Origin of the sequence: Inquilinus sp. (assembly GCF_039594555.1) — a bacterium.
In the GTDB taxonomy this organism is placed as follows: Bacteria; Pseudomonadota; Alphaproteobacteria; order DSM-16000; family Inquilinaceae; genus Inquilinus.
In genome coordinates this window covers 1-11860 of record NZ_JBCNNF010000209.1, presented here as the reverse complement: position 1 = coordinate 11860, position 11860 = coordinate 1, and the positions used below count along the sequence as shown (strand labels likewise).

The window sequence follows — 11860 nt, the reverse complement described above, 5'->3', positions numbered from 1 at the left end:
TCTTCACCAACTACCGTCCGCAGTTCTACTTCCGGACGACGGACGTGACCGGCGTGGTGTCGCTGCCGGAAGGCACCGAGATGGTGATGCCGGGCGACAACATCTCGATGACGGTGAAGCTGATCGCGCCGATCGCCATGGACGAAGGCCTGCGCTTCGCCATCCGCGAGGGCGGCCGCACCGTCGGCGCCGGCGTCGTCGCCAAGATCATCGCCTGATCCGGCCGCCGCACCCGCGGCATCCGGTTGACGATCATGCGGAAGGGCGGGGTTCTCCCCGCCCTTTCGTCGTTCCGGGCAAGCCCTAAGATGGCCCCATGCTGTTCCGCCTCGACCGCGACGCCCCGCTGCAGACCCAGATCTACCACCAGCTCAAGGCGTCGATCCTGAGCGGCGACGCGGCGCCGGGCAGCCGGCTGCCCTCGTCCCGCGCCCTGGCCGACCAGTTCGCGATCGCGCGTAACACCGTGCTGCTGGCCTATGAGCAGCTGTTGGCCGAGGGCTATCTCGAGAGCCGCCCGGGCGCCGGCACCTTCGTCGGCGCGGCGCTGCCGGCCGGCGCCGCCCCGCGCCCGGCCGTCCCGGCCCTGGCCGAAGCCCCCCGCGCGCCCCGGCTGTCGCGCTACAGCCAGCGGCTGCGCGGCCTCGACACCGATGCGCTGACCCGCCGCGCCGGGCTGCGCTACAGCTTCCACTACGGCACCGTCAGCGCCGCCGACTTCCCGGCCGACATCTGGCGCAGCCTGCTGCTGCGCGAGATCCGCCGCCGCGCCGGCAAGCCCTATCTCTATGAGAACCCGCAAGGGCTGCCGGAGCTGCGGGCAGCCCTGTCCGACTATCTCGGCCGCGCCCGGGCGGTGCGGGCGCGGCCGGAGCAGATCCTGATCGTCAACGGTTCGCAGCAGGCGGTCGACCTGGCGCTGCGCGTGCTGGTCGACCCCGGCGACACGGTGGTGGTCGAGGATCCCGGCTACGGCGGTGCCCGGCTGGCAGTGGAGGCGATCGGCGCCCGGCTGCTGCCGGTGCCGGTCGATGCCGACGGGTTGGACACTGCCCGGCTGCCGCCGCCGGAGGCCGGGGCGCGGCTGGCGCATGTCACGCCGGGCCACCAGTTCCCGACCGGCGGGGTGATGCCGGCGGCGCGCCGCCTGGCGCTGCTGGACTGGGCCGAGCGCGGCGGCACCTACATCTTCGAGGACGATTACGACAGTGAGTACCGCTATGAGGGCCGGCCGGTGGAATCGCTGCAGGCGCTCGACTGCGCGGGGCTCGTGATCTATTCCGGCACCGTCTCCAAGGTGCTCTCGCCCGGCCTGCGCCTCGGCTACATGGTGCTGCCGCCGGAGCTGGTGGAGCCGTTCCTGCAGGCCAAGCAACTGACCGACCGGCACACCGCCTCGCTCGACCAGGCGGTGTTCGCCCATCTGATCCGCGACGGCCATTTCGAGCGGCATATCCGCCGCACCCGCCGCCGCAACCAGCGCCGCCGCGACGCGCTGGTGGCGGCGCTCAAGGCCGGCTTCGGCGTGGCGGTGGCGATCGAGGGGGCCAAGGCCGGGCTACATTTGGTGGTCCGCTTCCGCGACATCCCGGCCGCCCTGGCCGGCAGCGTCGCCGAGGCGGCGGCGCTGCGCTCGGTCGGCATCGTCCCGGCCGGGATCGGCGGGGCCGAGGCCAGCTTCCTGATGGGCTACGCGGCGCTGGAGGAGGCGGATATCCGCCAGGGCGTGGCCCTGCTGCGCGAGGTGGTGCACTCCTTCCGCCGGGGCGGTGCGGCCTGAACTGGATCCATCGTTTCCTGCAGAATCCGAATCCACTGCCGGAAAGCCCCGTGATCTCCAGGCCCGAACTGGATCCATGAAATTGGCGGTTCGGTGGATCTTCTCCGACCACTGCTGGAAGCCTAGCGTTTTCGCCAGTTCATTCGGAGACGACGCATGACCACGAACGGCAGCAACGGCACCCATTCCCCCCAGGCCCTGCGCCTCAAGACCGGCCTGGCCGAGCTGCTCAAGGGCGGCGTCATTATGGACGTCACCGATGCGCGCCAGGCCGAGATCGCCGAGCGCGCCGGCGCCGTCGCGGTGATGGCGCTGGAGCGGGTGCCGGCGCAGATCCGGGCCGAGGGCGGCGTCGCCCGCATGGCCTCGCCGCTCAAGATCAAGGAGATCCTGGGCACGGTGTCGATCCCGGTGATGGCCAAGTGCCGCATCGGCCATTTCGCCGAGGCGCAGATCCTGCAGTCGCTCGGCGTCGACTTCATCGACGAATCCGAGGTGCTGACCCCGGCGGACGAGGCGAACCACGTCGACAAGCAGGCCTTCACCACCCCCTTCGTCTGCGGTGCCCGCAACCTGGGCGAGGCGCTGCGCCGCGTCGCCGAGGGCGCTGCGATGATCCGCACCAAGGGCGAGGCCGGCACCGGCGACGTGGTCCACGCCGTGCAGCATCTGCGCCAGATCAGCCGCGACATCCGCGGCCTGACCGTGCTGCGGCCGGAGGAGCTGTACACCGCCGCCAAGGAGCTGGGCGCGCCCTACGAGCTGGTGCGGCTGGTGGCCGAGACCGGCCGGCTGCCGGTGCCGAATTTTTCCGCCGGCGGCATCGCCACCCCGGCGGACGCGGCCCTGGTGCGGCAGCTGGGGGCGGAGGCGGTGTTCGTCGGCTCCGGCATCTTCATGCAGGATTCGCACAACTTCGCCGAGCCGGAGGAGGCGGAGCGCCGGGCCCGCGCCATTGTCCGCGCCACCACCCATTACGACGACGCGACGATCCTGGCCGAGGCCAGCGCCGAGTGCCAGGGCGCGATGAAGGGCCTGGCGGTGGCGGCGCTGGAGCCGGCCCAGCTGCTGCAGACCCGCGGATGGTGAGCGGGCAGGGCAGGAGCGCCGGTATGCCGCGCATCGGCGTGCTGGCGCTGCAGGGCGATTTCGAGGCCCATGCCAGGGCCCTGCGGGAGGCCGGGGCCGAGGCGGTCCCGGTCCGCCTGCCGGCTCATCTCGACGGCGTTGCCGGCCTCGTGATCCCGGGCGGCGAGTCGAGCACGCTGCTCAGGCTCGCCGCCCGTGACGGCATGTTCGGGGCGCTCAGCACCTTCGCCTGGACGATGCCGGTGTTCGGCACCTGCGCCGGCTGCATCCTCTTGGCCCGCCGGGTGCTGCGGCCGGAGCAGGCGAGCCTCGGCGTGCTCGACGCCACGGTCGAGCGCAACGCCTATGGCAGGCAGATCGATTCGGCGATCCTGGAGACGCCGACCGCGCTGCCGGGCGGGCCGCTGGAGGCGGTCTATATCCGGGCGCCGCGCATCGTCGCGATCGGCCCCGCCGTCGAGGTGCTGGCCGAGCGCGACGGCGACCCGGTGCTGGTGCGCCAGGGCCGGCTGCTGGCCGCGACATTTCATCCCGAGCTGTCGGCCGACCGGCGGGCGCACCGCCTGTTCATCGACATCGCCACGGGCGCCGACAGCCGGGCCGGACGGGCCGCCTGAGAGAAATCCGACAGGGGGTCCGAACAGGGTGTTGATTCTGTCCGGCGCTTCCGCTAGAAGACCGTTCGCTCCGCGGTCAGGGCGGCGAGCGTGCCTCGTCGTGTTTCCTGAAGGCAGGGCGGTTCCCGGAGGAGTGTAGCTCAACTGGTAGAGCGTCGGTCTCCAAAACCGAAGGCTGGGGGTTCGAAACCCTCCACTCCTGCCAAACCCGCCCCTTTTGGCGTCCAGACTGACCGGCGATTTGATTGGTAGACATGGCCAAGACCAGCCCCGTCCAGTTCTTCAGGCAGGTCCGGCAGGAGACCGCGAAGGTCACCTGGCCGACACGGAAGGAGACCGCGATCACCACCGGCATGGTGTTCGTGTTCGTCATCCTCATGTCGATATTCTTCCTGCTGGTTGACTGGATCGCCGGCTGGGCGGTGACGTCCATCATCGGTATGGGGGGCTGACCCATGGCGATGCGTTGGTACGTGCTGCACGTCTATTCGAATTTCGAGAAGAAGGTCGCGGAGTCGATCCGCGAGCAGGCCGAGCAGAAGGGCCTGGCCGACCATTTCGAGCAGATCGTCGTGCCGACCGAGGAGGTCGTCGAGATCCGCCGCGGCCAGAAGGTCAACACCGAGCGCAAGTTCTTCCCGGGCTACGTGCTCCTGAAGATGGAGCTGTCGGACCGGGCTTGGCATCTGGTCAAGAACACGCCGAAGGTCACCGGCTTCCTCGGGTCCGGCAACAAGCCGATCCCGATCAGCGAGACCGAGGCGATGCGGATCATGCAGCAGGTCCAGGAAGGCGTGGAGCGGCCGAAGCCCTCCGTCATCTTCGAGGTCGGCGAGACGGTGCGCGTGGCCGATGGCCCCTTCACCAGCTTCAACGGCGTGGTGGAGGAAGTGGACGAGGAGCGTTCGCGGCTCAAGGTCGCGGTGTCGATCTTCGGCCGTGCGACTCCGGTGGAGCTAGAGTACACCCAGGTCGAGAAGGTTTCGTGACGGTCCATTGATCGTCGTCGGATACCCCGCGCTCCAGGGCGCGGGGGAGCGGTGCGGGAGACCCTACCCGGGAAGTCCTCCGGGGGTCGTGACCGCGCTTCCCCATCCCTCCGGTTCCGCCGGAGGGATCAGTTGTTGAGGGATATGAGATGGCAAAGAAGGTTGTAGGACAGATCAAGCTGCAGGTGCCCGCGGGCGCCGCGAACCCGTCGCCGCCGATCGGTCCGGCGCTGGGCCAGCGCGGTCTGAACATCATGGAGTTCTGCAAGGCGTTCAATGCCCAGACGCAGAACCTGGAGAAGGGGATGCCGATCCCGGTCGTGATCACAGCCTATGCGGACCGGACTTTCACCTTCGTCACCAAGACGCCGCCGAACACCTACTTCATCAAGAAGGCCGCCGGGCTCGACAAGGGCAGCCAGACGCCGGGCAAGGGCGCCACGGTCGGCAAGATCACGATGAAGCAGATCCGCGAGATCGCCGAGATCAAGATGAAGGATCTCAACGCGAACGACGTCGATGCGGCCGCCCAGATGATCAAGGGCTCCGCCCGGTCGATGGGCATCGAGGTGGTGGAGTAATCGGCATGGCGAAGGTTTCCAAGCGCATCCGCGCCGCGACCAAGGGGCTGAACCCCGAGGCGACCTACGAGCTGGCCCAGGCGGTCAAGATGCTCAAGGCCTCGGCCACGGCCAAGTTCGACGAGACCGTCGAGATCGCGATGAATCTCGGCGTTGACCCGCGCCACGCCGACCAGATGGTCCGCGGCGTCGTGCAGCTGCCGAACGGCACCGGCAAGACCGTCCGCGTCCTGGTGTTCGCCCGTGGCGACAAGGCCGAGCAGGCCCTGGCCGCCGGGGCCGACATCGTTGGTGCCGACGATCTGGCCAAGGAGATCCAGGACGGCCGCAGCGACTTCGACCGCTGCATCGCCACCCCGGACATGATGGGCCTGGTCGGCCGCCTCGGTAAGGTGCTGGGCCCCCGCGGCCTGATGCCGAACCCGAAGCTGGGCACCGTCACCCCCGACGTCGCCGGCGCGGTCAAGGCCGCCAAGGGCGGTGCGGTGGAGTTCCGGGCCGAGAAGGCGGGTATCGTCCATGCCGGCGTCGGCAAGGCCAGCTTCACGGAAGAGGCGCTGGTCGGCAACATCCGCGCCTTCGTCGAGGCGATCCAGCGCGCCAAGCCCAGCGGGGCGAAGGGCACCTACCTCAAGAAGGTGACCGTCACCTCGACCATGGGCCCGGGCTACAAGCTGGACCTGCAGAAGCTGCACGAGGGCGCCGGCGCCTAAAGGAATACGCCGCCCGTAAGGGCGGCGGACAGGGTGGGGCCTCGGCCCTGCCCGAACCTGTCCGAGACTGCAGGGGCGTCGCGAGGCGCTTAAAACCCACCTGCATAGACGGGAGTCAAACCCAATCAACGTCGGCGACCGGGCCTCGGCCCGGCCGTCGTACGGGGCTTGGACTTCTGGGACAGGAGAGCGGATCGGTACCGGGCTTTCAAGCCCAAGGGCCGGTCCAGTGTGGACTGGGGTTCCGGGCCGGCTATGGCCGGGACGGGGCCCCGACAACGGAGGCGATCCGTGAACCGTACACAGAAGACCGAGAAGATCGCCGCGCTGCAGGAGTCGTTCCGGACGGCGTACACGGTTGTCGTCACCCGCCAGGGCGGGATGACGGTGGCCGAGTCGACCGATCTCCGGCGGCAAATGCTCGCGGCGGGGGCCTCGTTCCGCGTGACCAAGAACCGGCTCGCCCGCATCGCCCTTCAGGGCACCCAGTTCGAGCATCTGGCCGACCTGTTCACCGGCCCGACCGCCATCGCGTTCTCCCAGGACGCGGTCGCGGCGGCGAAGGTGGCGGTCGATTACGCCAAGAAGAACGACAAGCTGCAGATCATCGGCGGCGGACTCGGTTCTCAGCTGCTCGATCAGAAGGGTGTCGAGGCTCTCGCTTCGCTGCCGTCGCTGGACGAGCTGCGGGCGAAGCTGGTGGGCATGATCCAGACCCCGGCGACCCGTATCGCCGGTGTTCTGCAGGCTCCGGCCGGGCAGCTCGCCCGCGTCTTCGGGGCCTATGCCAAGAAGGACGAGGCGGCATAGAGCCGCACCTGTTGAAACCGTACCCAGAAGACCCAAGTCTTAGGAGAAAGAAATGGCTGATCTCGCAAAGCTCGTCGACGATCTGTCGAGCCTGACGGTCCTCGAGGCCGCTGAGCTCTCGAAGCTGCTCGAGGAGAAGTGGGGCGTGTCCGCCGCCGCTCCGGTCGCGGTTGCCGCGGCTCCGGGCGCGGCTGCCGCCGCTGCCGCTCCGGCCGAGGAGCAGACCGAGTTCAACGTCATCCTCGCGGATGCCGGCGACAAGAAGATCAACGTGATCAAGGAGGTCCGTGCGATCACCGGCCTCGGCCTCAAGGAGGCCAAGGACCTCGTCGAAGGCGCGCCGAAGCCCGTCAAGGAAGGCGTGTCGAAGGACGAGGCCGCCAAGATCAAGAAGCAGCTCGAAGAAGCCGGCGCCAAGGTCGACGTCAAGTAAGACCCGCGTGGCACTTCAAGCTGTTTTGTCACTGTAGTCCGGGCGCGGCCGATCCCTCGGGGTCGGCCGCGAACGGGCGTTTGTGTTCCGTACCTGTTCGGCATTTGTTGGAAACGAGGGGCTCACATGGCTCAGACCTTCACCGGCCGTAAGCGCGTCCGCAAGAGTTTCGGGCGGATCCCCGAGGTCGCCCAAATGCCAAACCTGATCGAGGTGCAGCGCAGCTCCTACGATCAGTTCCTGCAGATGAACGTCAAGCCGGCGGCCCGGGCCGTGGTCGGCCTGCAGGAGGTGTTCCGGTCGGTGTTCCCGATCAAGGACTTCTCTGAACGCGCCGAGCTCGATTTTGTTTCCTACGAGCTCGAAGAGCCGAAATACGACGTCGAGGAGTGCCAGCAGCGGGGCATGACCTTTGCCGCGCCGCTGAAGGTGACGCTGCGCCTGACCGTGTTCGATGTCGAGGAAGATACGGGCCTGCGCTCGATCCGCGACATCAAGGAGCAGGACGTCTACATGGGCGACATGCCGCTCATGACGGCGAACGGCACCTTCATCATCAACGGCACCGAGCGCGTCATCGTCTCGCAGATGCACCGCAGCCCGGGCGTTTTCTTCGACCATGACCGCGGCAAGACCCATTCCTCGGGCAAGTACCTGTTCGCGGCCCGCGTCATCCCCTATCGCGGCTCCTGGCTCGACTTCGAGTTCGACGCCAAGGACCACCTCTATGTCCGCATCGACCGCCGCCGCAAGCTGCCGACCACGACGCTGCTGATGGCGCTGGATTCGGCCGAGACCGCCGCCCTGCGCCAGGCGCGGGCGAAGGAAGGCCGCGGCCTGCAGCCCTATGAGGCGCAGGGCATGAGCCGCGAGGAGATCCTCGCCTGGTTCTATGACAGCGTCGAGTACAAGCGCGCCAAGGACGGCTGGAAGACCGCCTTCGACGGCGAGCGCCTGAAGGGCGCCAAGCTGACGGCCGACCTGGTCGACGCCGCCTCGGGCGAGGTGGTGGCCCAGGCCGACACCAAGATGACCCCGCGCGTCATCAAGAAGCTGGTCGAGCAGGGCGTCACCGAGATCCTGGTCCCGGCCGAGGACCTGGCCGGCCGCTACCTGGCCGGCGACGTGATCGACGAGCAGACCGGCGAGGTCTTCTTCGAGGCCGGTGACGAGGTCACCCAGGCCGTCCTCGACCTGTTCGAGGAGAAGGGCTTCGACACCCTGACCGTGCTGGCCATCGACCACGTCAATGTCGGCCCGTATGTCCGCAGCACCCTGGCGATCGACCGCAACGCCTCCCGCGAGGACGCGCTGATCGACATCTACCGGGTCATGCGCCCGGGCGAGCCGCCGACGCTGGAGAGCGCCGAGGCCCTGTTCAACGGCCTGTTCTTCGACCAGGAGCGCTACGACCTCTCGGCCGTCGGCCGGGTGAAGATGAATGCGCGCCTGGGCTTCGAGACCGACGACCAGCTGCGCGTGCTGCGCAAGGACGACATCCTGTCGATCCTAAAGATCCTGGTCGACCTGAAGGACGGCCGCGGCGAGATCGACGACATCGACAATCTCGGCAACCGCCGCGTCCGCTCGGTCGGCGAGCTGATGGAGAACCAGTACCGCGTCGGCCTGCTGCGCATGGAGCGCGCGATCCGCGAGCGCATGTCGTCGGTCGACATCGACACGATCATGCCGCACGACCTGATCAACGCGAAGCCGGCGGCGGCGGCGGTGCGGGAGTTCTTCGGCTCCTCGCAGCTCAGCCAGTTCATGGACCAGACCAATCCGCTGTCCGAGATCACGCACAAGCGGCGCCTCTCGGCCCTCGGGCCGGGCGGTCTGACCCGTGAGCGCGCCGGCTTCGAGGTGCGCGACGTGCACCCGACCCATTACGGCCGGATCTGCCCGATCGAGACGCCGGAAGGCCCGAACATCGGCCTGATCAACTCGCTGGCCACCTATGCCCGGGTGAACAAGTACGGCTTCATCGAGAGCCCGTACCGCAAGATGGCGGACGGCCGCGTCACCGACGAGGTGATCTACCTCTCGGCGATGGAGGAGAGCCGCTACACCATCGCCCAGGCGAATGCCGAGCTGGACGAGGAAGGCCGCTTCGTCGGCGACCTCGTGTCGTGCCGACAGGGCGGCGACTACATCATGTCGAAGCCGGAATCGATCGACCTGGTGGACGTGTCGCCGAAGCAGATCGTCTCGGTGGCCGCGGCGCTGATCCCGTTCCTCGAGAACGACGACGCCAACCGCGCGCTGATGGGCTCAAACATGCAGCGCCAGGCCGTGCCGCTGGTGCGCGCCGACGCGCCGCTGGTCGGCACCGGCATGGAGGGCACGGTGGCCCGGGATTCCGGCGTCACCATCGTCGCCCGCCGCGCCGGCATCATCGACACGGTGGACGCCACCCGCATCGTCGTGCGGGTGACCGACACCGAGGGCGCGTCGTCGACCGTCGACATCTACAACCTGCTGAAGTTCCAGCGCTCGAACCAGAGCACCTGCATCACCCAGCGCCCGCTGGTGCGCGTGGGCGACCGGGTGCGCAAGGGCGACATCATCGCCGACGGCCCGTCGACCGAGCTGGGCGAGCTCGCGCTCGGCCGCAACGTGCTCGTCGCCTTCATGCCCTGGAACGGCTACAACTTCGAGGACTCGATCCTCATCTCCGAGCGCATCGTCAAGGACGACGTCTTCACCTCGATCCACATCGAGGAATTCGAGGTGATGGCGCGCGACACCAAGCTCGGCCAGGAGGAAATCACCCGCGACATCCCGAATGTCGGTGAAGAGGCGCTGCGCCACCTCGACGAGGCGGGCATCGTCTACATCGGCGCCGAGGTGAAGCCGGGCGACATCCTGGTCGGCAAGGTCACGCCGAAGGGCGAGAGCCCGATGACGCCGGAGGAGAAGCTGCTCCGCGCCATCTTCGGCGAGAAGGCGTCCGACGTCCGCGACACCTCGCTGCGCCTGCCGCCGGGCGTCACCGGCACGATCGTCGAGGTGCGGGTGTTCTCGCGCCGCGGCGTCGACAAGGACGAGCGCGCGCTGGCGATCGAGCGGGCCGAGATCGAGCGGCTGGCCAAGGACCGCGACAGCGAGCGCGCGATCCTCGAGCGCAGCTTCTTCGCCCGCCTCAAGGAGCTGCTGCTGGGCCAGACCTCGGTCTCCGGCCCGAAGGGCTTCGCCACCGGCGGCGAGATCGGCGAGGCGCAGCTGAAGGACTTCAGCCGCGGCCAGTGGCGCCAGATCACCATCGCCGACGAGGCGCGCATGGCCGATATCGAGGCCATGGGCCGTCACTTCGACGACCAGGTGAAGGGCCTCGAGGCGCGGTTCGACAACAAGGTCGAGAAGCTGCAGCGCGGTGACGAGCTGCCGCCCGGCGTGATGAAGATGGTCAAGATCTTCGTCGCGGTGAAGCGCAAGCTGCAGCCCGGCGACAAGATGGCCGGCCGTCACGGCAACAAGGGCGTCGTGTCCAAGATCATGCCGATCGAGGACATGCCGTACCTGGAAGACGGCACCCATGTCGACCTCGTGCTGAACCCGCTCGGCGTGCCCAGCCGCATGAATGTCGGCCAGATCCTGGAGACGCATCTGGGCTGGGCGGCCGCCGGCATCGGCCGCCAGATCGGCGAGGTCGTCGATCAGTACCAGGCCCAGGCTCGGCGCGGCGAGGACACCGGCAAGACGGTGAAGGCGCTGCAGGGCAAGCTGAAGGACGTGTACGGCGCCGCCCAGTACGGCGAGGACATCGAGGACATGTCCCCGGACGAGCTGGTCGAGATGGCCGGCAACCTGCGCAAGGGCGTGCCGATGGCGACGCCGGTGTTCGACGGCGCCCGTGAGGACGACATCGTCCACATGCTGGAGAAGGCCGGTCTGGCCTCTTCGGGCCAGGTCACGCTGCAGGACGGCCGCACCGGCGAGCAGTTCGCCCGCAAGGTGACCGTCGGCTACATCTACATGCTGAAGCTGCATCACCTGGTGGACGACAAGATCCACGCCCGGTCGATCGGCCCGTACAGCCTGGTTACCCAGCAGCCGCTGGGCGGCAAGGCCCAGTTCGGCGGCCAGCGCTTCGGCGAGATGGAGGTGTGGGCGCTCGAAGCCTACGGCGCGGCGTACACGCTGCAGGAGATGCTGACGGTGAAGTCGGACGACGTGTCCGGCCGCACCAAGGTCTACGAGGCGATCGTCCGCGGTGACGACAACTTCGAGGCCGGCATCCCCGAATCCTTCAACGTGCTGATGAAGGAGCTGCGGTCGCTGGGCCTCAATGTCGAGCTCGAGCAGCGCAACTACTGATCCGTCTCCGGCGGCCGGTCCCCTTGGATCGGCCGCCGCTGAACCCCATTTTGTCCGTCCCTACCCCGGGGGAGCAGGTACATGAACGAGTTGATGAATCTCGTCGGCCAGGTCTCGACGCCGCAGAGCTTCGACCAGATCAAGATCCAGATCGCCAGCCCGGAGCGCATCCGCTCCTGGTCCTATGGCGAGATCAAGAAGCCCGAGACGATCAACTACCGGACCTTCAAGCCGGAGCGGGACGGCCTGTTCTGCGCCCGGATCTTCGGTCCGATCAAGGACTACGAATGCTTGTGCGGCAAGTACAAGCGCATGAAGTACCGCGGCATCATCTGCGAGAAGTGCGGCGTCGAGGTCACGCTGTCGAAGGTCCGGCGCGAGCGCATGGGCCATATCGAGCTGGCCTCGCCGGTCGCCCACATCTGGTTCCTGAAGTCGCTGCCGTCGCGCATCGGCCTGATGGTCGACATGACGCTCAAGGATCTCGAGAAGGTCCTGTACTTCGAGAGCTTCGTGGTGGTCGAGCCCGGC

At 68.1% G+C, this 11860-nt stretch carries 10 protein-coding genes, 1 tRNA gene and 2 pseudogenes; all 13 read left to right on the top strand.

Translation table 11 applies throughout. From position 1 onward, the window contains the following. A pseudogene (gene tuf / locus ABDW35_RS21255) lies at nt 1–218 on the top strand (elongation factor Tu); the annotation flags it as partial. A 98-nt stretch (nt 219–316) separates the two neighbouring features. Further along, the gene (locus ABDW35_RS21250) at nt 317–1780 is read left to right on the top strand and encodes a PLP-dependent aminotransferase family protein (protein WP_343715876.1); all 1464 of its coding nucleotides are present in this window, start codon (nt 317–319) and stop codon (nt 1778–1780) included. A gap of 156 nt (nt 1781–1936) precedes the next feature. After that, nucleotides 1937–2869: a pyridoxal 5'-phosphate synthase lyase subunit PdxS gene (gene pdxS / locus ABDW35_RS21245; protein WP_343715875.1), complete on the top strand. Its 933-nt coding sequence runs from the start codon at nt 1937–1939 to the stop codon at nt 2867–2869. 23 nt (nt 2870–2892) lie between these two features. Further along, nucleotides 2893–3486 carry a pyridoxal 5'-phosphate synthase glutaminase subunit PdxT gene (gene pdxT, locus ABDW35_RS21240; protein WP_343715874.1) on the top strand — a complete coding sequence of 198 codons (594 nt, stop codon included), beginning with the start codon at nt 2893–2895 and terminating at the stop codon, nt 3484–3486. A gap of 129 nt (nt 3487–3615) precedes the next feature. Beyond that, a tRNA-Trp gene (locus tag ABDW35_RS21235) sits at nt 3616–3691 on the top strand. Between the two features lie 49 nt (nt 3692–3740). After that, nucleotides 3741–3938 carry a preprotein translocase subunit SecE gene (gene secE / locus ABDW35_RS21230; RefSeq protein ID WP_343715873.1) on the top strand — a complete coding sequence of 66 codons (198 nt, stop codon included), beginning with the start codon at nt 3741–3743 and terminating at the stop codon, nt 3936–3938. A 3-nt stretch (nt 3939–3941) separates the two neighbouring features. Then, nucleotides 3942–4475 carry a transcription termination/antitermination protein NusG gene (gene nusG / locus ABDW35_RS21225; protein ID WP_343715872.1) on the top strand — a complete coding sequence of 178 codons (534 nt, stop codon included), beginning with the start codon at nt 3942–3944 and terminating at the stop codon, nt 4473–4475. A 149-nt stretch (nt 4476–4624) separates the two neighbouring features. Beyond that, nucleotides 4625–5056, top strand: coding sequence for a 50S ribosomal protein L11 (gene rplK, locus ABDW35_RS21220; protein ID WP_034834682.1), 432 nt, complete (start codon nt 4625–4627; stop codon nt 5054–5056). A gap of 5 nt (nt 5057–5061) precedes the next feature. Beyond that, on the top strand, nt 5062–5769 hold the full coding sequence (gene rplA, locus ABDW35_RS21215; protein ID WP_088152704.1) for a 50S ribosomal protein L1: 708 nt from the start codon (nt 5062–5064) through the stop codon (nt 5767–5769). Between the two features lie 291 nt (nt 5770–6060). Further along, complete coding sequence (gene rplJ, locus ABDW35_RS21210; protein ID WP_034834686.1) at nt 6061–6579, top strand: 50S ribosomal protein L10; 519 nt, start codon at nt 6061–6063, stop codon at nt 6577–6579. Between the two features lie 52 nt (nt 6580–6631). Then, on the top strand, nt 6632–7012 hold the full coding sequence (rplL, locus tag ABDW35_RS21205) for a 50S ribosomal protein L7/L12 (protein ID WP_343715871.1): 381 nt from the start codon (nt 6632–6634) through the stop codon (nt 7010–7012). 126 nt (nt 7013–7138) lie between these two features. Continuing rightward, a complete protein-coding gene (gene rpoB / locus ABDW35_RS21200) occupies nt 7139–11329 on the top strand; it encodes a DNA-directed RNA polymerase subunit beta (RefSeq protein WP_343715870.1) in 4191 nt (1396 codons plus the stop codon). An 81-nt stretch (nt 11330–11410) separates the two neighbouring features. Further along, nucleotides 11411–11860, top strand: a pseudogene (locus ABDW35_RS21195) (DNA-directed RNA polymerase subunit beta'); the annotation flags it as partial.

Bases quoted from the DNA above. Each gene is read 5' to 3' on its own strand.
- ABDW35_RS21250 (WP_343715876.1), top strand. From the start codon at position 317: ATGCTGTTCCGCCTCGACCGCGACGCCCCGCTGCAGACCCAGATCTAC.
- pdxS (WP_343715875.1), top strand. From the start codon at position 1,937: ATGACCACGAACGGCAGCAACGGCACCCATTCCCCCCAGGCCCTGCGC.
- pdxT (WP_343715874.1), top strand. From the start codon at position 2,893: ATGCCGCGCATCGGCGTGCTGGCGCTGCAGGGCGATTTCGAGGCCCAT.
- secE (WP_343715873.1), top strand. From the start codon at position 3,741: ATGGCCAAGACCAGCCCCGTCCAGTTCTTCAGGCAGGTCCGGCAGGAG.
- nusG (WP_343715872.1), top strand. From the start codon at position 3,942: ATGGCGATGCGTTGGTACGTGCTGCACGTCTATTCGAATTTCGAGAAG.
- rplK (WP_034834682.1), top strand. From the start codon at position 4,625: ATGGCAAAGAAGGTTGTAGGACAGATCAAGCTGCAGGTGCCCGCGGGC.
- rplA (WP_088152704.1), top strand. From the start codon at position 5,062: ATGGCGAAGGTTTCCAAGCGCATCCGCGCCGCGACCAAGGGGCTGAAC.
- rplL (WP_343715871.1), top strand. From the start codon at position 6,632: ATGGCTGATCTCGCAAAGCTCGTCGACGATCTGTCGAGCCTGACGGTC.
- rpoB (WP_343715870.1), top strand. From the start codon at position 7,139: ATGGCTCAGACCTTCACCGGCCGTAAGCGCGTCCGCAAGAGTTTCGGG.